The sequence below is a fragment of the Pseudomonas kitaguniensis genome (genome assembly GCF_009296165.1).
Taxonomy (GTDB): Bacteria; Pseudomonadota; Gammaproteobacteria; order Pseudomonadales; family Pseudomonadaceae; genus Aquipseudomonas; species Aquipseudomonas kitaguniensis.
Genome location: NZ_VUAZ01000004.1, coordinates 1 through 26,241, shown reverse-complemented (window position 1 = coordinate 26,241; position 26,241 = coordinate 1). Strand labels below are relative to the sequence as shown.

The following is a 26,241-nucleotide window of genomic DNA, read 5'->3' as shown; positions in this document are numbered from 1 at the left end:
TTAAAAACGAATGTTCTTCAAAAATTCCGCCAGGCGCGGCGATTGCGGGCGCTCGAAGATGTCCTTCGAGGTGCCCTGCTCTTCAATACGGCCCTGGTTCATGAACACGATCTTGTCCGAGACTTCGTAGGCAAACCGCATTTCGTGGGTGACCAACAACATGGTCATGCCCTCTTCCGCCAGCCCCTTGATCACGCTGAGCACTTCGCCGACCAGCTCCGGGTCGAGCGCCGAGGTGACTTCGTCGAACAGCATCAAGCTGGGGTTCATGGCGATGGCGCGGGCAATCGCCACGCGTTGTTGCTGGCCGCCCGAGAGCTGACCGGGGAAGTGGTTGCGACGCTCCAGCAGGCCGACGCGGTCGAGCCATTTTTCAGCCAGCGCCACGGCTTCGTCCTTGCCCATTTTTTTGACCTTGAGCAGGCCGAGGGTAACGTTTTGCAGCGCGCTAAGGTGCGGGAACAAATTGAATTGCTGGAACGCCATGCCGGTCATCGCGCGGTGCTGGGCAATCACTCGCTCGGGGTGGCGCACGCGTTTGCCGGCGACGTCGCTGTAGCCGATGGATTCGCCGTCGAGGGTGATTTGCCCGCCCTGGAATTCTTCCAGCAGGTTCACGCATCGCAGCAGCGTGGTTTTGCCCGAGCCGCTGGAGCCGATCAAGGTCACCACGTTACCGCGCTGCATGGACAGGTCGACGCCCTTGAGCACTTCCACCGCGCCGTACTGTTTACGCAGGCCGCGAATGTTCAGCAGCGGTTGGTTTGTAAGAGCTTGGTTCATGGCAAGGCCACCCGCTTTTCAATGTAGCGCCCGAATAACTCGATGGCGTAGTTGATGACAAAGAACAGAAACCCGGCGAACAGGTAGAACTCCAGGGTCATGAAGGTGCGCGCGATCACTTGCTGAGTGCTTAGCAGCAATTCAGCCACGCCGATCACCGAGAGCAAGGTCGAGGCCTTGACGATTTCCGTGGAAGAATTGACCCACGTGGGCAGTATCTGCCGCAGCGCCTGGGGCAACAGCACGTAAGCCAGGGACTGGTAGAACGTCAGGCCAATCGCCCTGCCCGCTTCCAGTTGCCCACGCGGTATGGCTTGCAGCGCGCCGCGCACGATTTCCGACACGTGCGAGCCACAGAACAAGGTCAGCCCGACCGCACCGGCCTGGAACGCGCTGATTTGCCAACCGAGCGCCGGCAGCATGTAGAAACACGCCAGCACCAGCACAAACACCGGCGTGCCGCGAATCAGGTCGACATACAGACGAAACGGCGCGCGCATCCAGAACTTGCCGTAGGTCAGCACCAACCCGGCGACGATGCCGATCAGCGTGCCGAAAAAAATCGCCAGCGCCGAGCAATACACGCTGGTCTGAAACCCCGCCCAGAGGGTATCCCGGGCGACCCACAACTCATGCAACCAGCTTGGGGACTCGTACATGGAACCCCTCCTTAACGACGGATCGCCAAACGCTGTTCCAGGTAACGGAGCAGCATGGCAATGAAGTAACAGGCCGCCACGTAGAGCGCGGTCGTGACCATCCAGGTTTCAATCACCCGGTAGCTTTCAACGTTGATCTTGCGGGCGTAATACGTCAGTTCCGGCACCGCGATGGCGGCGGCCAGCGAGGTGTCCTTGAACAGCGAAATAAAGTTGTTCGACAGCGCCGGCAACACGTTGCGCAGCATCACCGGCACGGTGATGTAGGCGCGAATACGCCACTCGCCCAAGCCGATGGCCAAGCCGGCTTCACGCAAGCCCTTGGGAATATTCAGCAGCCCGGCGCGGAATACTTCGGTGAGGTAAGCACCGGCGTACAACGACAAAGTGATGATGAATGAAGGGATTTTATCCAGGCGAATGCCCAGCGACGGCAATGCAAAGTAGATCAACAGGATCAGCACGAGGATCGGCGTATTGCGGATCACCGTCACATACACCGAGGCGAACACTCGCAACGCGCGGTGTTTGGACAGCATGGCAAACGCCATCATCAGGCCGATCACGCAGCCAATCGCGATCGACAGCAAGGCCAGTTCGAGGCCCAGACCGAGCCCCGCCAGCAAGCTGGGGAAATCACGCCACACGGCGGCAAAATTCAACTCATAGTTCATGGTCGGCAGTACCTGAAGCGGGGCGCCAAACGCAGCGCCCCCGGTTTACACGTCACTTGAATTCAACAGGAAAACCAATCGCAGGCTCTGGCAAATCGACACCGAACCATTGCTTGAACGAGGCCTTGTAGGTGGGGAACTCCACACCGGTCATGGCTTCATGCAGCGCGGTGTTAACGAAGTTCAGCCAGTCCTGGTCGCCACGCTTGACCGCGCACGCGTAGGTTTGCGGGCTCCATGCGTAGGCCGGGCTGCGGTAGCGGCCGGGGTTCTGCACCATCAGGTACTTGACCGAAGACTGGTCGGTGGCGGCGGCATCGGCGCGGCCGGAGTTGACTGCCTGGTACATCAGGTCGACGCTGTCGTATTGGTCAACCTTGGCTTTTGGCAGCGCCTGGTGCACCAGTTCTTCGGCGTAAACGTTTTGCAGCACGGCCACGGTGATGCCGTCGCCTGCGGCTTGCAGGTCTTCGATCTCTTTGTACTTGCTGTTGTTCGGCAACAGCAGGCCGACGCCTTCGCGGTAGTACGGCAAGGTGAACGCCACCTGTTGCGCACGGCTGGCGGTGACGGTGATGAACTGGCAACTCATGTCGACCTTGTCGGTCAGCAAGTTGGGAATGCGTGCGTCAGACGACTGCACCACAAACTCGACCTTGCTTGGGTCGTTGAACAACCCTTTGGCCACAATGCGGCCGATGTCGATATCAAAACCCTGCAACTTGCCATCCGCTCCCTGGAAGTGCCACGGCGCATTGGTACTGCCTGTACCGACGATCAGATGCCCACGTTTGAGCACATCGTCCAGCTTGCTGCCCGCAGCCTGCACAGTGCTGGCAAGGCAAGCCGATGCGGCGAAGAGAAAAACACACGCTTTAAACACGGAAGGTCGGTGATGCATGACAAGCACTCCAGGAGTTGTGTATTCCGCTATACCGGAACTTGGTATGTAACAACGGAATAGACAGCAGAAAGTGTGCCACACGCAGTAACAGAAAAATATGACAAGGATAAAAACGTTAGAAATCAGCCAGATAAATCTTCGAGCGCAAGGCGGCGTTGCGCCAGCACTTGGCATCAAATTGCTACCCAATGCCCCAGCCTGCGGTGAAAGGCCCCACGCCAGTGCGCTATCAGGGCGTTACCGCGCACTGTTGCAGCACGCGCAGGCGTGGAAAATTCCCGGCGTTGGGCTAGCCTTGGCACATCAGCCCGACAAGGACCCGTTTGCCATGAAGCTCCGTCTCACTGTGCTTGTGTTATGCCTTCTGGCGGCCGGCAGCGCCTCGGCCAGCAACGACCGCCGCGAATGCAAAGAAGAACTGCGAAAGCTCAAGGAAGCCTTCAGCACCAACTACACCAGTCAGAACCACCATGGCTACCGGCAGGCGAAGGCCTCCAGGGACAATGAGGAATACCGCAAATGTGCCAGCCAGGCGCGCAAGGCACGCGAGCGTGTGGAGCGCGCGCAGGACGCGTGAACACCGGGCTACCTGTGAAGGTTGACAGTAGACGCGGGTGGTCTGTGGACCTAGTGTCGGTCGAGCCCACTACTGCCAAGGAGTCAAACTGTGATGGTAATTGCCAGCGCAACCATTGCCAACGCAGAGGATTATCAAAGAATCCTGAGTACACCTCACCCGGTATTCTTGTTATTTGCCTCGCAACACTGCTTTGCCTGCCCGGATGCCGTGGAGTTATTCGAATTGGTCGCCGCTCGATACCCGCTCGCAGTGAGCCTGGTGCTGGACTGCGAAAACACGCCAAGACACCCCGAAGTGAGCGGTACCCCGACGCTATTGGTGTATCTCAATGGGCAATTGCAGGAAAAACTCAAGGGCTTTGGCGAGGACGAAGGCCAGGCAAAACGTCTGATGCGCACGTTCAAACGCTATGCCACAAGAGATACCCCCGCGACTACTCTCCTGCACGCCGCCGACTAATAATCGCAAGGTTTGATGCACCTTTAGCCGAGCCAACGGCCGCCAAACCAGAGCGCTGCCCTCGCGCCGAGTGTGTGCCGATTGCGGGATCTTCAATCGCACGGCTTTACCCGGCAGCTACTTACTGGATAATGGCGGGGAGCCGCGACTGCGCATTGTCAGCGATCGGCTTCCCCTTCTGGCTTCGATGGATTTTTAAACCTGTATGGACACTTCGCCTCTTCCACAAAACCGTCTTAACATCGCAATCACCAAAATCATGGCCGGAATCAGCGCCACGCTTGGCGCCATGTGGGCACTGATCACTTATGTGTTTCCTGACCCCAGCGTATTTGGTTTTGGCTTCGTCAATTGGAAGAACCTGATCCTGCTCATCAGCGTATTTCTGTTCCTGGCAGCATTGTCTATCGGCTGGCAGGCGCGTCGTTTGCCAGAAGCGATGAAAGGCACGCTTTCGTTGATCCTTGCAGCCTTGCTGGCTGGCGGGTTCTTTACCCTCGGCAGTGAATACGCCAAACCCACCTTCGAATTTGCGCAGTCGCAAAAGATGATCGTGGAAAATGATGGGGCCAACTTGTTCGGCAAGCGTATCGAGCTGGTCGATGGCGTGCGGATCGAACTGGTGGAATGCGAGCAGATTGGCCAAGCCCCCAGTTGCGTGCTGGAACTGACCAATACCAATGTTGACCGTGATTTGCGTGGAATCAGTAATAGCACCCTGTTTGAAAAAACCGGTGGCTCGCTGGATATTGATCAGTTGCAGGTTGGTCAAACGAAAATCAAGAGCTGGAGTGATTTCCCCTTGGTGCGCAATGTGCCGACCCGCATCACCCTGATCTTCCAGCCGGTACGCGGCAAGCTGGAGAGTATTCCCGCACTCAAGGTCAAGTTCCGCAGCCTCAAAGGCGAGGACAACGTGGTGAAGTTCAGTGATGTAGCGGTTAACTGAAGAGCACGGGCATGATCGATGAGTCTTGTACCGCTCGCGCAGGCCACCTCGGGACGGCAGCCTGACAATTGCGTTTCGCGCTATTCAGTGGATGCTTCATCTTCATGGCCCAACGCATCTGAATGATGACTCAGACACACGCAGCCAGCGATGCACTATCAATCTGCATCGCTGCGCTGCCGGTCAAGCAGCCTCAGCCCGACGCAAAAGCACTTGAGTCACCCGCCGCTCCTCCACCGTCGCCACCGTCAGGCGCCAGCCTTCATGCTCAAGGCTGTCGCCCACCACTGGCAGGCGGTCGAGCAGGCTCATGACCAAGCCCGCCAGGGTTTGATAGTCCTCGGTGGCGACGGCTTTGAAGTCGGTGCGCTGGCGAACCAGGTTCAGGTTCAAGGCGCCGTTGGCGCGAAACCCATCACCTTCCTCGACAATGTCCGGCCCTTCGATTTCGCTGGCATCGGGTAACTCACCGGCGATGGATTCGAGGATGTCGGTCATGCTCAACACACCCATGAAGTCGCCGAATTCGTTGATCACGAAGGCAATGTGCGTCGATTCCTGACGCATTTGCTCCAAGGCGTTGAGAATCGAAAAGCTCTCCAGCAGGTTGATCGCACGGCGTGCCAGATGCTCAAGGTTAGGCTCGGTGCCAGCCAGATATTCCTTGAGCAACTCCTTTTTGTGCACAAACCCCAAGGGCTCGTCGACCGCGCCGTTGCGAATCAATGGCAGGCGCGAGTAAGGCGAGTGCATCAACTTCAGGCGGACAGTCTCGGCGTCGTCGGCCAAATCAATACAGTCGACCTTGGCGCGCGGCGTCATCAGGCTGCGGATCGGCCGCTCGGCCAATTGCAACACGCCACTGATCATCACGCGTTCGCGCCGATCAAACAGTGGGCCTTGGGTAGCGTCGGGCTCGCCGAGCAAGTCAGCCACCTCTTCACCCACTTCCTCCACCGCCAGGCTGCGGCCGCCGAGCAAGCGCATCACCGCATGCGCAGTGCGTTCGCGCACCGGCAACACGCCTTGCGCCGACTTTTTGCGGCGCGAACGGGCAATCTGGTTGAACATTTCGATCAAAATCGAGAAACCAATCGCCGCGTACAGGTAGCCTTTCGGAATATGGAAGCCCAAGCCTTCGGCGGTCAGGGCGAAACCGATCATCATCAAAAAGCCCAGGCACAGCATGATCACTGTCGGGTGCGCATTGACGAAACGCGTGAGCGGCTTGCTCGCGACGATCATCAGGCCGATGGACACGATCACCGCGATCATCATCACCGCCAGCTCATCGACCATGCCGACGGCGGTAATCACCGCGTCGAGCGAGAACACCGCGTCGAGCACCACGATCTGCGCGACGATCGGCCAGAACATCGCATAGGCCACATTGCCCGAGCGCTGCGCCACATGCCCTTCAAGACGCTCGTGCAATTCCATGGTGGCCTTGAACAGCAGGAACACACCCCCAAACAGCATGATCAGGTCACGGCCCGAGAAGCTCTTGTCGAACACCTCGAACAGCGGCTGAGTGAGCGTGACCAGCCAGGAAATACTCGCCAGCAAGCCGAGGCGCATCAACAGCGCCAGCGACAAACCGATCAAGCGCGCCCGGTCACGCTGCTCGGGCGGCAACTTGTCGGCCAAAATCGCGATAAACACCAGGTTGTCGATGCCCAGCACCAGCTCCAGCACAATCAACGTCAACAAGCCGAGCCAGGCCGTTGGGTCCGCTAACCATTCCATTTATAGGGTCTCTTTATTGATATTCAGAATGCCGGGCACGGCAAAGCGCGGTCAGTCGACCGGGGCACGGTTAGCCGTGGGTATTGGGGGTACTTCAGCGGGAACAGCGGCAGTGGCGGTCTTGAGGAAAGACGACTGGGAGGCTCCGAGAGGGTGTTCATGCAAGTCCTGCACTGAGAAAAGGACTTGAATCGTACAACCGAAACACGGATTTCCTACAACGCAAAACTATTACAAAATCTGTAAGCGCAACAGCGATGATCGCTCCCACGCTCTGTGGGAACGATCGACTCGCACACGGCTTGATCTGCGTTGAATCAAGGCTTTCGGGTGGCGTCGTCCAGCGCCAAAATCGTGTGCGCGTTGGTCACCGTGGTCGCCAGCGTGTTGATCACGCCCGAGCGCAGTGCGCCAAGCGTCGCCGCGGCCTTGGTGTTCTCGCTGGCAATCGCGACCACGTCCGGGATGCGAAACAGCTCTTGCACCGTCAGCCCGATCACGCGCCCTTGAATTGCGTTGACCGCAGGCTGGCCGTGGATGTCGATAAAGTCGTAGCCCATCATGTCGCCGACGGTGCCGGACAAGCGCGCCTGGGCAATTTCCTGCGGCGAGAACCAGCCCATGCGCACCATGTTGCTGTTTTCGCTCATGTCGCCGATGCCGATCAGCGCAATGTCCGCGCGTCGCGCCCGGTCCAGCGTCGAACGCACCGTGTCGTTGGTGATCAACACCCCACGCAGCTCCGGGTTGGCCACCAGCGCCGGGGCGTACAGGCTTTCGCTCTCGCCGCCAAAACGCATGGCCAGGCGCCGGCAGATATGATCGGGGTTCATGTACTCACCGGCCTTGAGCGAACCGCCGATGGCGCAGACAAATGTGCAATTGCGCGTCACCGGCAAAAACACGTTATCGGCCACCGCACCGACGTTGCGCCCCATGCCCACGGCGACGATCATGCCGTCGCTCAGGGTCTTGTTCAGGTAGTTGGCGACCAGGCTGGCGACGGCCGAGCGCTGCGTGTCGGGGTCGCTGTGGTCGACGGCGATCAAGGCGCGGTCGAGCTTGAAGCGTTCGACCAGCGCCCGCTCCAATTCGTTGTTCATCGCCGGGTGCTGCAGCACGCGCACCTCGACAATGCCTTCATCGCGCGCACGTTTGAGCAAGCGGCTGACTTTCGCGCGCGACAGGTCGAAGCGCTTGGCAATCGCCTCCTGAGTGACGTTCTCAAGGTAATAGAGCATCGCCACTTCGGTCATTTGATCGATATCGCTGGCGATACGCTGGGTACTGTCACTCATGGGGACGGGCTTCCGTTTCGACGTCAAAGGCGCATTCTCCCGACTCTTGCCCCGTGCCGTCCACTATTGATGCCCATCGCGCTCGATCGCATTGATGCGCTCGACCTTGGCCCCGGAGCGCGCCGCTTCGAACTCCGATTCAAGGAACGACTTGACCACGCTTTTGGCCAGCTCCGCGCCGATCACCCGCGCGCCGATGGACAGGATCTGCGCATCGTTGCTCTTGCGCGCGCGCTCCGCCGAATAGGTGTCGTGGGCCTGGGCCGCGCGAATGCCGAGCACCTTGTTCGCCGAAATCGCCATGCCGATTCCGGTGCCACACACCAGCACGCCCAGCCGTTGCTGCCCGGCATTAATCGCGCTGGCCACGGCCAGCGCGATGTCCGGGTAAAGCACCGGCGCGGTGGAATGGGTGCCGAAGTCGGTCACCGGGTAACCCAGCGCCTCGATGTGGCGCCTCAACAGCTCTTTGAGCTCAAAACCCGCTTCATCGCATCCGATAGCCACCGGGAAAGGTGTGTTCATGGCGTCTGGCTCCGCTGCCGTGATCGTATTTTAGAATGATCATATGATCACTAGGTGAAATTTCACTCAGTCATTTCTCAGGTATTCACTCGCTTCTGTCAAGCGAGTTTTAGCTGACTTGGCAGTCAAAGCCCTATAAGCAGGCGTTATTGACAGTCGAGTTGAGATTTACAGGTTTTATCTGAAAGAGATTGACTGATCAGAATTTCATTTGATACACATATGATCACAGCGAAACATGACTGTGCGACCTAATAAGAATTCACAGCACGAGGACACGCCAATGGCCACGCCATTACTGCTCCAGGCTGAACACGTCGCCAAGGCTTACGCCGGGGTGCCTGCCCTGCGTGACGGGCGCCTCTCCCTGCGGGCCGGCAGCGTTCACGCGCTGTGTGGCGGCAATGGCGCAGGCAAGTCGACCTTCCTGAACATTTTAATGGGCATCACCGCGCGGGATGCCGGCAGCATTTTGCTCAACGGCGCGCCCGTGCAGTTCAACCGCCCGAGTGAAGCGCTGGCGGCGGGGATCGCGATGATCACCCAAGAGCTGGAACCCATCCCCTACATGAGCGTCGCCGAAAACATATGGTTGGGCCGCGAGCCGCGCCGCGCCGGCTGCATCGTCGACAGCAAGGCGCTCAACCAACGCACCCGCGAGCTGCTCGACAGCCTGGAGTTTGAGGTCGACGCCAGCAGCCCCATGCATCGCCTGAGCGTGGCGCAAATTCAACTGGTGGAAATCGCCAAAGCGTTCAGCCATGACTGCCAGGTGATGATCATGGACGAACCGACCTCGGCCATCGGCGAACGCGAGGCCGAAACGCTGTTCAAGGCCATCCGCCGCCTCACTGCGCGCGGCGCCGGCATCGTGTATGTGTCGCACCGCTTGAGCGAACTGGCGCAGATCGCCGATGACTACAGCATCTTTCGCGATGGCGCCTTTGTCGAAAGCGGGCGCATGGCCGACATCGACCGCAACCACTTGGTGCGCGGCATTGTCGGTCAGGAACTGACGCGCATCGACCACAAGGTCGGCCGCGAATGTGCCGCCACCACCTGCCTGCAAGTCGACCACCTGAGCCGCAATGGCGAGTTCCACGACATCAGCCTGCAACTGCGCCAGGGTGAAATTCTCGGCATTTATGGCCTGATGGGTTCAGGGCGCAGCGAGTTCCTCAATTGCATTTACGGCCTCACGGTCGCGGACGCAGGCAGCGTGACCCTGCAAGGCAAACCGATGCCCATCGGCATGCCCAAAGCGACGATCAGCGCCGGTATGTCGCTGGTCACCGAAGACCGCAAAGACAGCGGCCTGATACTCACCGGCAGCATTCTGTCGAACATTGCGTTGTCGGCCTACAAGCGCCTGTCGAGCTGGTCGCTGATCAATGCGCGCAAGGAAACCGAACTGGCACAAGAGATGGTCAAGCGCCTGCAGATCAAGGCGACCTCACTGGCTTTGCCGGTGGCCTCGATGAGCGGCGGCAATCAGCAAAAAGTCGTGCTCGCCAAATGCCTGTCGACCGAGCCGGTGTGCCTGCTGTGCGATGAGCCGACCCGTGGCATTGATGAGGGCGCCAAGCAGGAGATTTATCACCTGCTGGACCAGTTTGTGCGCGCCGGCGGCGCGGCCATTGTGGTGTCGTCCGAAGCCCCGGAATTGCTCCACCTGAGTGATCGCATCGCGGTATTCAAAGGCGGCCGGCTGGTGACCATCAGCAGCGACACCGCCCTTTCCCAGGAAGCCTTGTTGAGTCTTGCCTCATGACTGCCAAAACCCTGACTGCACCGATTACAGCCGCGCCGCGCAACCGCCTGCGGGTGTCCCTCGACCGCTTTGGCCTGCCGCTGGTGTTTATTTTGCTGTGCGTGGTGATGGCGTTTTCCAGCGAATACTTCATGACCTGGCGCAACTGGATGGACATTTTGCGCCAGACCTCGATCAACGGCATCCTCGCCGTGGGCATGACCTACGTGATCCTGACCAAGGGCATCGACTTGTCGGTGGGCTCGATCCTGGCCTTTGCCGGGCTGTGCAGCGCCATGGTCGCAACCCAGGGCTACGGCGTGCTGGCGGCGGCGAGTGCGGGGATGTTTGCCGGCGCGATGCTCGGTGTGGTCAACGGTTTTATGGTCGCCAACCTGTCGATCCCACCGTTCGTGGCCACCCTCGGCATGCTCAGCATCGCGCGCGGCATGACCTTCATCCTCAACGACGGCAGCCCGATTACCGACCTGCCCGACGCTTACCTGGCACTCGGTATCGGCAAGATCGGCCCGATTGGCGTGCCCATCGTGATCTTCGCCGTGGTCGCGCTGCTGTTCTGGATGGTGCTGCGCTACACCACGTACGGCCGTTATGTGTACGCGGTGGGCGGCAATGAAAAGAGCGCGCGCACCTCGGGCATCGGTGTGCGCAAGGTCATGTTTTCGGTGTACGTGGTCTCGGGTTTGCTCGCAGGCCTGGCCGGCGTGGTGTTGTCGGCACGCACCACCTCTGCCCTGCCGCAAGCCGGGGTTTCCTATGAGCTGGACGCAATCGCCGCAGTGGTCATCGGCGGCACCAGCCTGTCGGGCGGCACCGGCAGCATTGTCGGCACGCTGTTTGGCGCGCTGCTGATCGGCGTGATCAATAACGGACTGAACCTGCTCGGGGTTTCGTCTTATTACCAACAGGTCGCCAAGGGCCTGATCATCGTGTTCGCAGTACTGATAGACGTGTGGCGCAAGAAAAAACGCTAGTCGCTTTTGCTCAAAAAAATGAACTGAACGACCCACAACAATAAGCGGAGTTCTCACCATGAAAGCTGGAATGTCTTTGGCTGCTGTCGCGGCCCTCTCCCTGCTCGCCAGCAGTATCGCCCTGGCGGCCGATGGCAAGACCTACAAAATCGGCGCCGCCGTCTACGGCCTCAAGGGCCAGTTCATGCAGAACTGGGTGCGCGAATTGAAGGAGCATCCGGCGGTCAAGGACGGCACGGTGCAACTGACCGTGTTCGACGGCAACTACGACGCGCTGACCCAGAATAACCAGATCGAAAACATGGTGACCCAGCGCTACGACGCCATCCTGTTCGTGCCGATCGACACCAAAGCGGGTGTCGGCACCGTGAAGCAAGCCATGAGCAACGACGTGGTGGTGATCGCCTCGAACACCAAAGTCGCCGATGCGGCCGTTCCGTATGTGGGCAATGACGACGTCGAAGGCGGCCGTTTGCAGGCTCAGGCCATGGTCGACAAGCTCAAGGGCCGAGGCAACGTGGTGATCATTCAAGGCCCGATTGGCCAGTCGGCGCAAATCGACCGCGAAAAAGGCGAGCTGGAAGTGTTGGGCAAGCACCCCGACATCAAGATCATCGAGAAAAAGACCGCCAACTGGGACCGCGCCCAGGCCATGACGCTGACCGAAGACTGGCTGAACGCCCACCCAAAAGGCATCAACGGTGTGATCGCGCAGAACGACGACATGGCCCTCGGCGCCGTGCAGGCGCTGAAATCGCACGGGTTGACCTCCAAAGAGGTGCCGGTGACCTCGATTGATGGCATGCCGGACGCGATCCAGGCGGCAAAAAGAGATGAAATCACCACCTTTTTGCAGGACGCGCAGGCGCAATCCCAAGGCGCGCTGGACGTGGCCTTGCGCGCGCTGGCGGGCAAGGACTACACGCCGCAGTCGGTGATCTGGCAGCGCTATGCCAAAGACCTGAAATGGGGCGATGGCACGGCCAAGAACTACATATTGCCGTGGGTGCCGGTGACCAACGCCAACGCCGACGCGCTGTACAAACAAGTCAGCGGCGGCAAGTAACGGCTGATCGTTCCCATGCCCCGCGTGGGAATGCATGCCGTGACGCTGCGCGTTACTCAACATCGGGACGCAGAGCGTCCCAGGCGGCGTTCCCGCGAGCGTGGGAACAATCAAAAAGTGGAGTCACTTACATGTCTGGATTCTGGAACCAAGCCTTCGACCTCAGTGGCCGTTGCGCAGTGATCACCGGCGGCGCCGCCGGGATCGGCTTGGCGTGTGCCAGCCTGCTGGTGGAGCGCGGCGCGCGCGTGGCCTTGCTCGACCGCGACCCGGCAGTGGTCGAAGTCGCGGCCAGCCTGGGCGCCGGGCATTTGGGCATTGCCGTCGACCTCAGCCGGGTCGACCAAATACACAGCACCATCGACACCGTGTTCGAGCATTTCCAACGCCTGGATTACCTGATCAACAGCGCCGGCATCGCCCTGCTCGACAAGGCCATGGATGTCAGCGAAAGCGCTTGGGACAGCACCCTGGACATCAACCTCAAGGCCAGCTTTTTCGTGGCCCAGGCCTGCGCCAAACACATGCTCGCCGCGGCCACGGGCGCATCGTCAACCTCGCCTCGCAGGCCGCCGTGATTGGCCTGGACCGCCACGTCGCGTACTGCGCCAGCAAGGCGGCAATCGTCGGCATGACCAAAGTATTGGCGATGGAATGGGCGCCGCAGATCAACGTCAACGCCATCTCTCCGACCATCGTCGAGACCGCGCTGGGTAAAAAAGCCTGGGCCGGTGAAGTCGGTGAGCGGGCCAAATTGCAGATCCCGGCGGGGCGTTTTGCGCAGCCGGAAGAAATCGCCGGGCTCGCGTTGTACCTGCTCAGCGATGCCGCGCAAATGATCACCGGCGCCAACATGCTGATCGACGGCGGCTACAGCATTCAGTAATTCATCTTTTGTCGTGAGGTTTTGCCATGTCCAACGTCACCGAAAGCACACCCGAACTACGCGCGCCGGTCATCCCGAAAACCATGCAGGCCGTGGTCTGCCATGGCCCGGAAGACTACCGCCTGGAAACCGTCGACGTGCCCACGCCTGGCCCCGATGAGATTCTGACCAAAGTCGAGCTGTGCGGCATTTGCATGGGCGACATCAAGACCTATCGCGGCGCGCCGTCGTTTTGGGGCGATGCCGAGCAACCGCGCTACGTCAAACCGCCAATGATTCCAGGGCATGAATTTGTGTGTCGCGTGGTTGCCCTCGGCCCCGGCGCAGAAAAGCGCGGAGTCAAGGTCGGCGACCGGGTGATCTCGGAACAGATAGTGCCGTGCTGGGGCTGCCGCTTCTGTAATCACGGGCAGTACTGGATGTGCCAGAAGCATGACCTCTATGGTTTCCAGAACAATGTGCAAGGCGCCATGGCGCAATACATGATTTTCACCAAGGAAGGCATCGTGCATCAGGTGCCGGACTCGATTGCGCCGGAAGAGGCGATTTTGATCGAACCGCTGGCCTGCTCACTGCACGCGGCGGAACGCGCCAATGTCGATTTCGACGACGTGGTAGTGGTGGCCGGCGCCGGCACGCTGGGCTTGGGCATTATCGGCGCGGTGCGCCTGCGCAACCCGAAAAAACTCATCGTACTGGACATGAAACCCGAGCGCGCCGCCCTCGCCCTGCGCATGGGCGCCGACGAGGTGTGGAACCCGGCCGAAGTCGATGTGCTGGCGAGGATCCGTGAAATTACCGGCGGTTACGGTTGCGATATTTATATCGAAGCCACCGGGCACCACAAAGCCGTGAACCAGGGCCTGGCAATGCTGCGCAAGCTGGGGCGTTTTGTTGAGTTCAGCGTGTTTAATGACGAGGCCACGGTGGACTGGTCGATCATTGGCGACCGCAAGGAACTGGACATCCTCGGCTCGCACTTGGGGCCGTACATGTACCCGCGCGCCATCGACTTTATCGGCAACCGCAAGATCGACATGCGCGACGTGGTGACCCACACGTTTGCACTGGCGGACTTCAAGGAAGCGTTCGCGGTGATGGAGCGCGGCGACAAATCGCTCAAAGTCGTCTTGCAACCCTGAACCCGAACAGCGCCGCCGCTTGATCTTTTGTGCCTTTGAAAACAACAACAGGACACCGCGTTATGAATCGAGTCATCAACGATCCAGACCAAGTGGTCGAAGACATGCTGCGCGGGATTCTGCTCGCGCACCCCGAACTGCACCAATACGAAAGCAACCCGCGGGTAATCGTCAAAGCCAAACCGTCTGCGCAAGGCCGTGTCGGCATCGTCACCGGCGGCGGTTCAGGGCATGAACCGGCCTTCCTCGGCTATGTCGGCCCGGGCCTGGTGGACGCCGTGGCGGTCGGCGAGATTTTCTCCTCGCCCACCGCCAAAAGTTTCTTCGATGCCTTCCGCGCGGCCGAGCATGGCGCGGGCGTGGCCTGCCTGTACGGCAACTATGCCGGCGACAATATGAACGTGAAGCTGGCGATGAAAATGGCCGCCAGCAAAGACCTGCACATCCGCACCGTGGTGGCGAACGACGACGTGGCCTCCGCGCCCAAGGCCGAGATTGCCAAACGGCGCGGCGTGGCCGGGGAAATTTTCATGTGGAAGGTCGGCGGGGCCGCCGCCGCACACCAATATGATTTGGACGGGGTTATTCGCGTCGCGCAGAAGGCGGTGGACCACTGCCGCTCGATTGGCATCGGCCTGACACCCTGCACCATTGCCGCCGTGGGCAAGCCGAATTTCCAGATTGCCGATGGCCAGATGGAATTAGGTATCGGACACCACGGCGAGCCGGGCATTCAGGTCATCCCCATCGAATCCGCCGCTGCGATGGCCGAGCGCATGCTCGCGCCGATCCTCGCCGACCGCGATTTCAGCCAGGACGACAGCGTGGTGGTATTGGTCTCGGGCCTCGGCGCGACACCGGTGATGGAGCTGTACATTTTTTACGCCGAGGTGGAACGCCAGCTCAAGGCCAGGGGCTTGCAGATTCACCGTTGCTACGTGGGCAACTACTTCACCTCCCTGGAGATGATGGGCGTGACCCTGACCCTGCTCGGCCTCGACGCCGAACTGAAAACCCTGATCGACCACCCCTGCCGCTCCATCGGCATGACCCAGGCGGAATGAACCATGAGCGAGCATTTTTCCAGCGACGACGGCAGCGCCATCGTTGCCGACTTGGTCCGCGTGATCGTGGCCAACCGTGAATACCTCAGCGAAGTCGACGGCGCGATTGGCGACGGCGACCACGGCATCAACATGGCCAAAGGCTTCGCCGACTGCGGGCGCAACATCGAGGGCCGCCAATTGAGCCTCGCCGAAGCCCTGGATGAACTGACCTTGAGCCTGATGGAAGGCATCGGCGGCTCCATGGGCCCGCTGTACGGCAGCCTGTTCATTGGCATGGCCGATGAAGTGCGCAACCGCGAAGACATCGACGCCGCGACCTTTGCCGGTCTATTGCGCGGCGGCCTGACGTCGCTGCAAGACATCACCGAGGCCGGTGTGGGCGACAAGTGTTTGATGGACACGTTGATCCCGGCGGTTGAGGCCTTTGAGCGTGAGCATGCGCGTGGGGCGTCATTCAATCAGGCGCTGGAAGCGATGAAGCGCGCCGCGTCGCAAGGGCGTGATTCGACCAGAGACCTGGTGGCTAAAATCGGCCGGGCCAGCCGTTTGGGCGAGCGCTCATTGGGCGTGCTGGACGCTGGGGCGGTGTCGTGCTGCCTGATCCTGACGTGTTTGGCCGGTTCGGTTGAGCAGCGTTTGAGGTGATGTTGCAACGGGCTGGTGTGGCGAGGGGGCTCGCCCCAACATCCCGCTTGCCAGAATAAGCCTGCTGGGTGATGTGCTTCGGTTACCAGAAGCGCTGTTGGGTCAAACGGCTCCACCAAGTCAGCAACACGCGGTCCACCGAGCCGCTGGCGGCCAGGCCTACGCGCTCCTGCAGGCTCTTGCGCTCGGCATAGTGCAGGTGGAACACCTCGGCGGTCTTGGCCTTGGTGGCCAGGTATTCGTCGCTGGTTTGCAGCTCGTCGACCAGTTGCTTGTCGAGGGCTGCAACACCCAGCCACACCTCACCGGTCGCCACGTCATCAATCGCCAACTGCGGGCGATAACGAGAGACGAAGTTCTTGAACAACTGATGCGTAATGTCCAGGTCTTCCTGGAATTTTTCGCGGCCTTTCTCGGTGTTTTCGCCAAACACCGTGAGCGTGCGTTTGTACTCACCGGCAGTCAGCACTTCAAAGTCAATATCGTGCTTTTTCAGCAAGCGGTTAACGTTGGGCAACTGCGCCACCACGCCAATCGAGCCGAGGATGGCAAACGGCGCGCTGATGATTTTCTCGCCGATGCACGCCATCATGTAGCCGCCGCTGGCCGCGACCTTGTCGATGCACACGGTCAACGGCACGCCGGCCTGGCGGATACGCGCCAATTGCGAAGACGCCAAACCATAGCTGTGCACCATGCCGCCGCCGCTTTCCAGGCGCAGCACCACTTCGTCTTTCGCCGTGGCCAGGCTCAGCAGCGCGGTAATCTCATGGCGCAGGCTCTCGGTGGCCGAGGCTTTGATGTCGCCGTCGAAATCCAGCACAAACACCCGTGGCTTGGCCTCGGGTTTCTTCTTGCTGTGCTTCTTTTCGCTTTTGCTTTCGGACTTACGCAGGGCCTTGAGCTGGTCCTTGTCGAGCAAACTCGACTCCAAGCGCTCACGCAGGCCCTTATAGAAGTCATTGAGCTTGCTGACCTGCAGTTGGCCGGCGGGTTTGCGACGGCCTTTGCTGCGCAGCGCCGCGAAACTGATCAACACCACGAGGATGGCGACCACCAGGGTGACGGTCTTAGCCAAAAAGCTTGCGTATTCAGCCAGAAAATCCATGTGACTCCTTACAGGTGCGGTTTACAGATGGCGGTGCGCCAGGCGCAGATTGCCCCAGCATACCGGCGCCACTGCGTTCGGGCCAGTGATCAAACCGCCACCAAGCGGGCTCCAATGAGATTTTAAAACGAGCGTATGTTTTTCCATTGACAGCTTGCAGGCATCCTCATAACCTCGCCAGACTTTCAACGTACCGGGAAAACGGACGTGGGCAGCATTTACCTGATTCGACATGGCCAGGCCTCCTTCGGTGCAGACGACTACGACGTGCTGTCGCCCATCGGCGTGGAGCAGGCACACGTGCTCGGTCGTCATCTCGCAGCGCTAGGCATAAGGTTCGACCGCTGTATCACCGGCGACCTGCGCCGCCAGCAGCACACCGCTACCGCCGCTTTCGATCAGTACGCTGCCCTGGGCTTGCCGGTTCCGGCGCTGGAAATAGACGCTGCGTTCAATGAATTCGACGCCGAAGCGATCATCCGCGCCCTGCTCCCCGACCTGCTGGGCGCCGAACCCCACGCCATAGAGGTTCTGCGCAACGCCGCGCAACACCGCAGCGAATTCCAGCGCATCTTCGCCCTGATCATCGAGCGCTGGCTGGCCGGCACGTATGACCCGCCGGGGCTGGAAAGCTGGCTGGGGTTCGTCGAACGGGTACAAGGTGGCCTGCAACGTATTCTTGAAGCGGCCGACAGCTCGCACAAAATCGCCGTGTTTACCTCCGGCGGCAGCATCACCGCCCTGCTCCATCTGATAACCCGAATGCCTGCCGCCCAGGCCTTCGAACTGAATTGGCAAATTGTTAACACCTCGCTCAACCAGCTGAAATTCCGTGGTCGCGAGGTGGCGCTGGCTTCCTTCAACAGTCATACCCACTTGCAACTGATGAAGGCGCCGCAGCTCATCACTTTCCGATGAAGTGCGGCCAACCGTGACCCCAAGGTCACTGGACTCAACCCTAAAGGATCGAAACCATGACTGACGTAGCTAAAGCTGTAGAAGCAATGAAAGCCAAATTCAACCCAAGCGCTGCTGAAGGCCTGGACCTGGTATTCGGTTTCCGTATTGACGAGACCCAGAACTTCTCGCTGGTGGTCAAGGACAACACCTGCGAGCTGCTCGAAGGTGAAAACCCGGACGCCCAAGTGACCCTGGTGATGGACGGCGACACCCTGAAAGGCATCGTCAGCGGCGAAACCGATGGCATGCAGGCTTTCATGGGCGGCAAGCTGCGCACCGAAGGCGACATGATGCTGGCAATGAAGCTGAGCGAGCTGTTCCCGGCCTGATAACGCCGCGGTCCAAACAAAAATCCCGCCAACTGGCGGGATTTTTCGTTTATGGGTTTGGGGCTACCACCCGGTCTGCGGTGAAGCCCACTAGGGACCGTATCGCCATCAAGGAACCATAAACAATAACAACCCAGTAGTTTATCGCTAAAGAGTCTTCATTACTGGTATTTCTGACAGTAGTCGCCAACCAGTGATAGCCACACAGTAAAACCCTCTAACACTCAAGAGGGTATTCAAAATGGAAAGCCAATCTACTGCGCCCGGGAATGTAACGGTATCGATCAGTCCGGACGAGCAGGTCACTATAACGACAAAAAACAACGGTACGATGACGGCCAAGATCGTCGCGCTGAGTGAGGACCAAGCGAGCATTATCACAGCGTCGGGCGACAGTATTAAAATTGATGAGATCGTCGAGGTTTCCCCGGCGACCAAACCGATTACGGCTAAATTCTTCGGCGGCATCACGTTGGCTGGTGGCAGCCTTGCTACAACCGTAGCCGGCGGTGCCAAGCCGAACCCTCCCCTGACGTTCACTTACATCAGTGGCATCAGGGTGCCGCGAAAATAACCCTCCTATCGAGGCTGCAATAACAGCGCTACCAACGCGCTCCAGCCGGTTTGATGCGAAGCCCCCAGCCCACGCCCGGTCTCGCCATGAAAGTACTCATGGAACAGCACCAGATCGCGGCTGGCCGGGTCCGCCTGCAATTGCGCATACCCCGCCATCGACGGCCGCAGGCCATCTTCATCACGCAAAAACAACCGCGTCAGGCGTTGGCTGAGGCTGTCGGCAACTTCCTCAAGCGACGCCAGATAGCCGCTGCCGGTGGGGTATTCCACCGAGAAGTTATCCGCGTAGTAACGGTGAAACTCGCGCAACGACTCAATCAGCATGTAGTTCACCGGCATCCATGACGGCCCACGCCAGTTGGAATTACCGCCGTACAAGCGTGAGTCGGATTCACCCGGCTGATAGCGCGCACATAATGTGTCGCCATTCATCTTCAGCGCCAACGGCTGCTCGGCATAGGCTTTGGACAGAGAGCGCACGCCAAACGTCGACAAGAACTCGTTGTCATCGAGCATGCGCCGCAGCAGGTCTTTGGTGCGTTCGCCGCGCAACAGCGCCAGCAACAGGCGGTTACCCTGCCCCGGCTCGTTCCAGCGCGAGACCAACTTGGCCAGGTCCGGCCGGTGCTGCATGAAACCCAACAGCCGCTCGCGCAAACCGTCCAAACCTTCATGTTCGCGCTGCTCCAGCACCAGCACCGCAAACAACGGCATCAAGCCGACGATGGAACGCAGGCGCACCGGCTCGTTCTGGCCGTCGGGACGATGCAGCACGTCATAGAAGAACAGATCCTGCTCATCCCACAGCCCTTCGGCGCTGTCGTCGACCCGGTTGATGGCCCCGGCGATGTACAAAAAGTGCTCGAAAAACTTCACCGATATATCCACGTACACGGCGTTCCGTTTGGCCAGTTCCAGGCCCATGCGCATCAGGTCCAGCGCATAGGCGGCGACCCACGCGGTGCCGTCGGCCTGATCCAGTTGATAACCCGGCGGCAACGTGGCCGAGCGGTCGAACAAGGCGATGTTGTCGAGCCCCAGAAAACCGCCCTGGAACAGGTTGCGCCCTTCGGCATCCTTGCGGTTGACCCACCAGGAAAAATTCAGCAGCAGCTTGTGGAAAATCCGCTCCAGGAAATCCATATCGCCTACACCGGTCAACGCCTTGTCTTGCTGATACACGCGCCAACTGGCCCAGGCATGCACCGGCGGGTTGGCGTCGTCGAACCGCCATTCATACGCCGGCAGTTGGCCGTTGGGATGCATAAAGCGGTCCTTCACCAACAGCAGCAACTGTTGCTTGGCATACTCAGGGTCGATCAGTGCGATGGCCACCGCCTGAAAGCCTTGGTCCCACGAGGCATACCACGGATATTCCCATGTGTCGGGCATGGACAGGATGTCGAAGTTGGACAGGTGCCGCCAATGCGTGTTGCGTATATGCAGGCGCTCAGGCGGTGGCGCGGGCTGGGCCGGGTCGCCGTCGAGCCATTGGTTCACGTCAAAATAGTAGAGCTGTTTGGACCACAGCAAACCGGCCAATGCCTGGCGCTGCACGTTGCGCGCGTCTTCATCGGCAATCCCGTGTTGCAGGGCCGCATAAAAGTCGTCGGCCTCCTCACGGCGTTGTTCAAACAGCTTGCGCGCGTTGACCTGCGGCGCGTCGGCGGGCGCAAAACGCAGGTACAGGCTTTTACTTTCCAGGCCCGCCAGCTCAACAATAAAGCGCGCGGCGACCTTGGTACCGGCGTCGCGACGAATCGCCGATTGAACGCCGCCCACCACGTAGTCGTTGATGCCATCCTTGAACGGCCCCGGCGCTGGCTGCCCGTCCAGCTTGGGGTAATTGCTCTCGTTCTCGCAGAACAGCCACTCCACGCCGTTCTGGCCCCACGCGCTGAGGTAGCGGTCAGGCAGTTCAGGGTGACACGCCAGCACGTGCTCAGCGTCCAGCCGCAACTGCGGCTTGGCGGCATCAAGCGTCCAGCTCCAGTCATTGCGCGCCCACACTTGGGGCAGCACCTGCAGGCGCGTCGGTTGGTCCGAGCGGTTGTGCACGGTAACCCGCATAAAAATATCGTCAGGCTGATGCTTGGCGTATTCGACGCTGACATCGCAGTAGCGATTGTCCTCGAACACGCCCGTGTCGAGCACCTCGTACTCGGCATCTGCAAGCCCTCGGCGGGCGTTTTCGGCGGTCAGGTCGGCATACGGAAAGGCCGCGTGCGGGTACTTGTAGAGCATGCGCATATAGGCATGGCTGGGCACGCCGTCGACGAAAAAGTACAGCTCCTTGACGTCTTCACCGTGGTTGCCCTCGGCGTTATTCAGGCCGAACAGGCGTTCCTTGATAATGCTGTCGCGCTCGTTCCACAGCGCCAGGCCGAGGCACCAGCGTTGCGCCTTGTCGCTGAACCCGGCCAAGCCGTCCTCGCCCCAGCGGTAGGCGCGGCTGCGTGCATGTTCATGCGGGAAATACGCCCAGGCGTCGCCGTCTGCGCTGTAGTCCTCGCGCACCGTGCCCCATTGGCGCTCACTTAAATACGGCCCCCACTCGCGCCAGCGTTCGGCCTGTTGGGTTGCCAGGCGCTGGCCTTCAATCGTTTCAAGGATATGGGTTGCGGGCGTGGCCGTCATCGGGTCCTCCATCACTGGCACAGTTGGGGCAGTGTAGAACCCATGCGCGCCCGGATGCACATGAAGTCTGCGGCGTGCGCACAAAAAACACGCTCACGCGTCTGCGCTGCCAATCGTTTCAGTCATTTGCAGAATGAAGTCCTGAGGAATCTTCGTTTGCAACACCGCCGCAAGCTCAACAAAATCCTCAGAACGGCCCACTCAGCGCCACAGCGTTCAGGAATTTTTCTATGCCAAATGCCGCCCATGTCAGCCCGGACGCGATTCGCAAGGCCTTTTCCAAGGCCATGTCCGATATGTACCGCGATGAAGTACCGCTGTATGGCGCGTTGATGGAGCTGGTCACGGCGACCAACGCCCACGCGCTGGAGAATGATTCGGCCCTGGCCCGGCAGTTACAACGCACCGCAGAGATCGAGCGGCTGGGCATGGAACGCCACGGCGCGATCCGCTTGGGCAGCGCTGAGGAACTGGCCACCATCAGCCGCTTGTTTGCGGTGATGGGCATGCAACCGGTGGGTTATTACGACCTCACGCCGGCCGGGGTTCCGGTGCACTCCACGGCGTTTCGCGCCGTGCATGAACGCGCGCTGCAGGCCAGCCCGTTCCGCGTGTTTACCTCATTGCTGCGCCTGGAACTGATCGAAAATCCCCAACTGCGCGCCTTCGCCGAAAGCGTTTTGGCCAAACGCAAAATCTTTACCCCCGGCGCCTTGGCGCTGATTGAACAGGCCGAGCGGCACGGCGGCCTGAACACGACGCAGGCCGATGAATTTGTTCGTCAGGCCCTGGAAACCTTCCGCTGGCACCCCACCGCCACCGTCACGAGCGCGCAGTACCAGCAACTGAGCAACCAGCATCGTTTGGTCGCCGACGTGGTGGCGTTCAAAGGCCCGCACATCAACCACCTGACTCCGCGCACGCTGGACATCGACCACGTCCAGGCGGCCATGCCCGGCAAAGGCATCACGCCCAAAGCGGTGATCGAAGGACCGCCGCGCCGTCGCTGCCCGATCCTGTTGCGCCAAACCAGCTTCAAGGCCCTCGACGAGCCGATCGCCTTCACCGACGCCCAAGGCAGCCACAGCGCACGCTTTGGCGAAATCGAACAGCGCGGTGTGGCGCTCACGCCCAAGGGCCGCGCGCTGTATGACCAACTGTTGAACGCCGCGCGCGATGAGCTGGGCGCGTTCCCGAATGAGGCGAATGCCGCACATTATGTGCACTTGCTGGAAGCGCATTTCGAGGCCTTCCCCGACACCCACACGCAGATGCGCGAACAGGGCCTGGCGTATTTTCGCTACTTCGCCACCGAGCAAGGTCTGGCGGCACGCGGCCAAGCCAATCAACCGCAAACGCTGGACGCGCTGATTGCGGCCGGCCACGTCGACGTGGAGCCGCTGGTGTATGAGGATTTTCTGCCGGTAAGTGCGGCGGGTATTTTTCAGTCGAATTTGGGCGATGCCGCGCAAAGCCACTATGCGGCGAATTCGAACCAGGCCGAATTCGAGCAGGCGCTGGGCCGCAAGACGCTTGACGAGTTGCAGCTGTATGGCGAGACGCAACAGCGCTCAATGGATGAATGCATCCAAGCGCTGCTGGGCTGAAACACCCAGGCGCTGCTGGCCTGAAAGAAGAGTGCCCGCCCGGCTCAACAGCGCAATCCTTGCGCCCTACAGCCCCCAGAGCCGAGCGGACGGTTCGCATCATAATCAGGCAAAAGCGCCTTGTCCTTCAGACAATTCTGAATAAATATTACCGCCTTGCTGCAGGCGTGCGCGCGCTCGCGCCTAGCCCAGTTGCAGCACAATTTTGTCTTTAACCAGCAAGCGCTTTTTCTTGAGCTTCTCCAACGCTTCATCGGCCCCGCCTGACGACTCGACAGCCAGCACCTCCTTATCGGCGGCTTCGTATTGCTCAAGCAGCGAATTCAAACGGTCATCGCGCCTCCTGCGTTCGTGAACGACTTCCTTGGTCAAACCCAAATCCTGATACAGGTCGTGTTTCACTGGCATGGAGTACCTCCGCAAGTTGATCAATGGCCTACGCTCTTGACGCTAGACCATTCTTGGGCGGCTTGTCATTTTTGCGCTCGGCGCTGCCCCGTTCGTCGCTGCCATGGCGATGGGATCAAACCTTTGCCGGCCACTGCCCTCCACTGTAAATCGCCACCCGAGGGAGAACGGTTTCATGAATCACGCTGCCACTGCTGTCGACACGCACTGCATCAACACACTTCGCACGCTGGCCATGGACGCCGTGCAGAAGGCCAATTCCGGCCACCCCGGCACGCCCATGGGCCTGGCGCCGGTGGGTTACACGCTGTGGAGCCGGTTCCTGCGTTACCACCCCGAGCATCCCGATTGGCCTAACCGCGACCGTTTTGTGTTGTCGGTGGGGCATGCATCGATGCTGTTGTATTCGCTGCTGCACCTGGCGGGCGTGGTTGAGATTGATGCTCACGGCAAGCGCTCCGGCCAACCGGCGATCAGCCTGGACGACATCAAGCAGTTCCGGCAGATGGGTTCGAAAACCCCCGGCCACCCCGAGTACCGCATGACCACCGGCGTTGAAACCACCACCGGCCCGCTTGGCCAGGGCTGCGCCAACAGTGTGGGCATGGCCATGGCCGAGCGTTGGCTGGGCCAGCGTTTCAACCGCGAGGGCAAGGCGCTGTTCGATTACAACGTCTACACCCTGTGCGGTGACGGCGACATGATGGAAGGCATCAGCAGCGAAGCGGCCTCAATGGCCGGGCATTTGAAGCTGGCCAACCTGTGCTGGATCTACGACAACAACACCATCAGCATTGAGGGCCATACCGAGCTTGCCTTCAGCGAAGACTTGATCAAGCGTTTCCAGGCCTACGGCTGGCATACCGTGCACGTGACCGATGCCAACGACTTGCAAGCCCTGAGCAACGCCCTGGAGACGTTCAAAGCCAACACCGGTGCGCCGACCCTGATTGTGGTCGACAGCGTGATCGGCTGCGGCTCGCCCCACAAGCACAACACCGCTGCTGCCCACGGCGAACCGCTGGGCGAGGAAGAAATTCGCCTGACCAAAGCCGCTTACGGCTGGCCGCAGGATTCAAGCTTCCTGGTGCCCGATGAGACGCGCACCGTGCTGCGTGACGCGCTGCTTGAGCGCAGCCAGCCGCTGTATGAAGAATGGACCCGGCACCTGGCGCAACTTGAACAACACGAACCGCCATTGGCCGATGAACTGCGCCGCATGCGCGCCGGTGAAATGCCGGAGCAATGGCAAGCCGCGTTGCCGACCTTTGACACCGACGCCAAGGGCGTCGCCAGCCGTGCCGCCGGTGGCGAGGTGCTGAATGCCTTCGCGCAGCAAATCCCCTGGCTGCTGGGCGGCTCGGCGGATTTGTCACCGTCGACCAAGACCAACCTCACCTTCGACGGCGCCGGGCGTTTCAGTGCGGATGACTACAGCGGGCGCAACCTGCATTTTGGTATCCGCGAGCACGCCATGGGCGCGATTGCCAATGGTATGGCGCTGTCGTACCTGCGGCCCTACACCTCGACCTTCCTGGTGTTCAGCGACTACATGAAACCGCCGATCCGCCTGGCGGCAATCATGGAATTGCCGGTGGTATTTGTGTTTACCCATGACTCCATCGGCGTGGGTGAAGACGGGCCGACGCATCAGCCGATCGAGCACCTGACGCAACTGCGCGCGACGCCGGGGTTGCTGACGTTGCGGCCTGGCGATGCGAATGAAACCCTGGAGCTGTGGAAGGTTGCGCTGGCGCAGACTGATCGGCCAAGTTGCGTGGTGTTGTCGCGTCAGGCATTGCCAACGCTGGACCGTACGAAGTACGCGAGCGCCTCGGGTGCAGCCAAAGGGGCTTACGTTTTGGCGAGTGCTGATGAGCCCAAGGTGCTGCTGTTGGCGACCGGCAGCGAGGTCAGCCTGGCGGTGGCGGCTTATGAGCAGTTGAAGGCCGAAGGGATCGCCGCGCAGGTGGTATCGATGCCGAGCTGGGAGCTGTTTGAAGACCAGGACCAGGCGTACCGTGACAGCGTTTTGCCGCCGGCGGTGAAAGCCCGGGTGGTGGTGGAACAGGCCGGGCCACTGGGCTGGGACCGGTATGTCGGGCAGACCGGCGCCAAGGTGGTGATGAACAGCTTTGGCGCCTCGGCGCCGCTGGCCAAGCTGCAGGAGAAGTTCGGGTTTACGGCGGAAAATGTGGTGAAGTTGGCCAAGGAGCAGATCCAACTCGCGCAGGGTTGAGTGTGCGGGGCGCTCTTCTCAGATCAAAATCAAGATCACAAGCAGGCGCCCCGAAAGCCGACCCAATCCCAAGCCGAACTCGGTCAAACTGTGGGGAGCTGCTCCCGATGGCGGTGGGTCAGTCAACTCATGTATCAACTGTAAAACTGCTATCGGGAGCAAGCCCCCTCCCACAAAAAGCAAAAAAAGCAGATCTGCCGATGTATGCAAAACCCGCCTTTGATCTGCTTCAACCACTCAGGTCGCTTT

At 60.2% G+C, this 26,241-nt stretch carries 25 protein-coding genes and 1 pseudogene; 15 read left to right on the top strand and 11 right to left on the bottom strand.

Annotated elements, in window-relative coordinates:
• Genes F0169_RS01190 through F0169_RS01175 form a run of 4 tightly spaced genes read right to left on the bottom strand, consistent with a single transcriptional unit; the run spans position 1 to position 3,017 of the window.
• Positions 1 to 783 (bottom strand): amino acid ABC transporter ATP-binding protein, encoded by a 783-nt coding sequence (locus F0169_RS01190; protein ID WP_152745211.1) that lies wholly within the window; start codon positions 781 to 783, stop codon positions 1 to 3.
• Positions 780 to 1,442: an amino acid ABC transporter permease gene (locus tag F0169_RS01185; RefSeq protein WP_058412603.1), complete on the bottom strand. Its 663-nt coding sequence runs from the start codon at positions 1,440 to 1,442 to the stop codon at positions 780 to 782. The genes F0169_RS01190 and F0169_RS01185 overlap by 4 nt, the downstream gene beginning before the upstream one ends.
• Before the next feature lie 11 nt (positions 1,443 to 1,453).
• Entirely contained in the window at positions 1,454 to 2,116 is a 663-nt protein-coding gene (locus F0169_RS01180; RefSeq protein ID WP_152745210.1) for an amino acid ABC transporter permease, read from the bottom strand.
• 52 nt (positions 2,117 to 2,168) lie between these two features.
• Positions 2,169 to 3,017, bottom strand: a complete 849-nt coding sequence (locus F0169_RS01175) for a transporter substrate-binding domain-containing protein (RefSeq protein ID WP_058412605.1) — start codon at positions 3,015 to 3,017, stop codon at positions 2,169 to 2,171.
• A gap of 331 nt (positions 3,018 to 3,348) precedes the next feature.
• On the opposite strand from F0169_RS01175, the gene F0169_RS01170 reads away from it, so the two are divergent.
• The 3 genes from F0169_RS01170 to F0169_RS01160 all read left to right on the top strand — a co-directional run bounded on the left by F0169_RS01170 (position 3,349) and on the right by F0169_RS01160 (position 5,008).
• Entirely contained in the window at positions 3,349 to 3,597 is a 249-nt protein-coding gene (locus F0169_RS01170) for a hypothetical protein (RefSeq protein WP_152745209.1), read from the top strand.
• A gap of 93 nt (positions 3,598 to 3,690) precedes the next feature.
• Complete coding sequence (locus tag F0169_RS01165; RefSeq protein WP_058412607.1) at positions 3,691 to 4,059, top strand: thioredoxin family protein; 369 nt, start codon at positions 3,691 to 3,693, stop codon at positions 4,057 to 4,059.
• Positions 4,060 to 4,264: 205 nt separating this feature from the next.
• Entirely contained in the window at positions 4,265 to 5,008 is a 744-nt protein-coding gene (locus tag F0169_RS01160; RefSeq protein WP_058412608.1) for a hypothetical protein, read from the top strand.
• A gap of 183 nt (positions 5,009 to 5,191) precedes the next feature.
• Here F0169_RS01160 and F0169_RS01155 read toward each other — a convergent pair whose 3' ends face one another.
• The 3 genes from F0169_RS01155 to rpiB all read right to left on the bottom strand — a co-directional run bounded on the left by F0169_RS01155 (position 5,192) and on the right by rpiB (position 8,577).
• On the bottom strand, positions 5,192 to 6,754 hold the full coding sequence (locus F0169_RS01155) for a TerC family protein (protein WP_152745208.1): 1,563 nt from the start codon (positions 6,752 to 6,754) through the stop codon (positions 5,192 to 5,194).
• Positions 6,755 to 7,071: 317 nt separating this feature from the next.
• On the bottom strand, positions 7,072 to 8,052 hold the full coding sequence (locus tag F0169_RS01150; RefSeq protein WP_152745207.1) for a sugar-binding transcriptional regulator: 981 nt from the start codon (positions 8,050 to 8,052) through the stop codon (positions 7,072 to 7,074).
• Positions 8,053 to 8,115: 63 nt separating this feature from the next.
• On the bottom strand, positions 8,116 to 8,577 hold the full coding sequence (rpiB, locus tag F0169_RS01145; RefSeq protein ID WP_058412611.1) for a ribose 5-phosphate isomerase B: 462 nt from the start codon (positions 8,575 to 8,577) through the stop codon (positions 8,116 to 8,118).
• Positions 8,578 to 8,860: 283 nt separating this feature from the next.
• On the opposite strand from rpiB, the gene F0169_RS01140 reads away from it, so the two are divergent.
• From F0169_RS01140 to dhaL, 7 genes and pseudogenes are all read left to right on the top strand, one after another.
• Entirely contained in the window at positions 8,861 to 10,348 is a 1,488-nt protein-coding gene (locus tag F0169_RS01140) for a sugar ABC transporter ATP-binding protein (RefSeq protein WP_058412612.1), read from the top strand.
• Positions 10,345 to 11,322 carry an ABC transporter permease gene (locus F0169_RS01135; protein WP_058412613.1) on the top strand — a complete coding sequence of 326 codons (978 nt, stop codon included), beginning with the start codon at positions 10,345 to 10,347 and terminating at the stop codon, positions 11,320 to 11,322. Before F0169_RS01140 ends, F0169_RS01135 begins: the two co-directional genes overlap by 4 nt.
• A 58-nt stretch (positions 11,323 to 11,380) precedes the next feature.
• On the top strand, positions 11,381 to 12,388 hold the full coding sequence (locus F0169_RS01130; protein ID WP_058412614.1) for a substrate-binding domain-containing protein: 1,008 nt from the start codon (positions 11,381 to 11,383) through the stop codon (positions 12,386 to 12,388).
• Between the two features lie 131 nt (positions 12,389 to 12,519).
• Positions 12,520 to 13,274, top strand: a pseudogene (locus F0169_RS01125) (SDR family oxidoreductase).
• Between the two features lie 26 nt (positions 13,275 to 13,300).
• Entirely contained in the window at positions 13,301 to 14,416 is a 1,116-nt protein-coding gene (locus F0169_RS01120; RefSeq protein ID WP_152745206.1) for an MDR/zinc-dependent alcohol dehydrogenase-like family protein, read from the top strand.
• A gap of 62 nt (positions 14,417 to 14,478) precedes the next feature.
• Positions 14,479 to 15,480, top strand: coding sequence for a dihydroxyacetone kinase subunit DhaK (locus F0169_RS01115; RefSeq protein ID WP_152745205.1), 1,002 nt, complete (start codon positions 14,479 to 14,481; stop codon positions 15,478 to 15,480).
• A 3-nt stretch (positions 15,481 to 15,483) separates the two neighbouring features.
• On the top strand, positions 15,484 to 16,128 hold the full coding sequence (dhaL, locus tag F0169_RS01110; RefSeq protein WP_152745204.1) for a dihydroxyacetone kinase subunit DhaL: 645 nt from the start codon (positions 15,484 to 15,486) through the stop codon (positions 16,126 to 16,128).
• 82 nt (positions 16,129 to 16,210) lie between these two features.
• Here dhaL and sohB read toward each other — a convergent pair whose 3' ends face one another.
• Both sohB and F0169_RS01100 read right to left on the bottom strand, forming a co-directional pair.
• A complete protein-coding gene (gene sohB, locus F0169_RS01105; protein ID WP_152745203.1) occupies positions 16,211 to 17,236 on the bottom strand; it encodes a protease SohB in 1,026 nt (341 codons plus the stop codon).
• Positions 17,237 to 17,257: 21 nt separating this feature from the next.
• Positions 17,258 to 17,470, bottom strand: a complete 213-nt coding sequence (locus tag F0169_RS01100; RefSeq protein WP_152745202.1) for a hypothetical protein — start codon at positions 17,468 to 17,470, stop codon at positions 17,258 to 17,260.
• On the opposite strand from F0169_RS01100, the gene F0169_RS01095 reads away from it, so the two are divergent.
• The 3 genes from F0169_RS01095 (at position 17,444) to F0169_RS01085 (ending at position 19,099) form a co-directional block, all read left to right on the top strand.
• A complete protein-coding gene (locus F0169_RS01095) occupies positions 17,444 to 18,154 on the top strand; it encodes a histidine phosphatase family protein (protein ID WP_172979290.1) in 711 nt (236 codons plus the stop codon). The two genes, F0169_RS01100 and F0169_RS01095, sit on opposite strands and share 27 nt — an antisense overlap.
• A 56-nt stretch (positions 18,155 to 18,210) precedes the next feature.
• Positions 18,211 to 18,525, top strand: coding sequence for an SCP2 sterol-binding domain-containing protein (locus F0169_RS01090; protein WP_152745201.1), 315 nt, complete (start codon positions 18,211 to 18,213; stop codon positions 18,523 to 18,525).
• 241 nt (positions 18,526 to 18,766) lie between these two features.
• Positions 18,767 to 19,099: a hypothetical protein gene (locus F0169_RS01085; protein WP_152745200.1), complete on the top strand. Its 333-nt coding sequence runs from the start codon at positions 18,767 to 18,769 to the stop codon at positions 19,097 to 19,099.
• 5 nt (positions 19,100 to 19,104) lie between these two features.
• Here F0169_RS01085 and F0169_RS01080 read toward each other — a convergent pair whose 3' ends face one another.
• A complete protein-coding gene (locus tag F0169_RS01080) occupies positions 19,105 to 21,738 on the bottom strand; it encodes an MGH1-like glycoside hydrolase domain-containing protein (RefSeq protein ID WP_152745199.1) in 2,634 nt (877 codons plus the stop codon).
• A gap of 230 nt (positions 21,739 to 21,968) precedes the next feature.
• Between F0169_RS01080 and hglS the strand changes: the two genes are divergently transcribed.
• The gene (gene hglS, locus F0169_RS01075; RefSeq protein WP_152745198.1) at positions 21,969 to 23,345 is read left to right on the top strand and encodes a 2-oxoadipate dioxygenase/decarboxylase HglS; all 1,377 of its coding nucleotides are present in this window, start codon (positions 21,969 to 21,971) and stop codon (positions 23,343 to 23,345) included.
• A 183-nt stretch (positions 23,346 to 23,528) separates the two neighbouring features.
• Here hglS and F0169_RS01070 read toward each other — a convergent pair whose 3' ends face one another.
• Positions 23,529 to 23,753: a DUF465 domain-containing protein gene (locus F0169_RS01070; RefSeq protein ID WP_152745197.1), complete on the bottom strand. Its 225-nt coding sequence runs from the start codon at positions 23,751 to 23,753 to the stop codon at positions 23,529 to 23,531.
• A 175-nt stretch (positions 23,754 to 23,928) separates the two neighbouring features.
• Here F0169_RS01070 and tkt point away from each other — a divergent pair, with 175 nt between their 5' ends.
• The gene (tkt, locus tag F0169_RS01065; RefSeq protein ID WP_152745196.1) at positions 23,929 to 25,992 is read left to right on the top strand and encodes a transketolase; all 2,064 of its coding nucleotides are present in this window, start codon (positions 23,929 to 23,931) and stop codon (positions 25,990 to 25,992) included.
• The last annotated feature ends 249 nt before the right edge of the window (positions 25,993 to 26,241 follow it).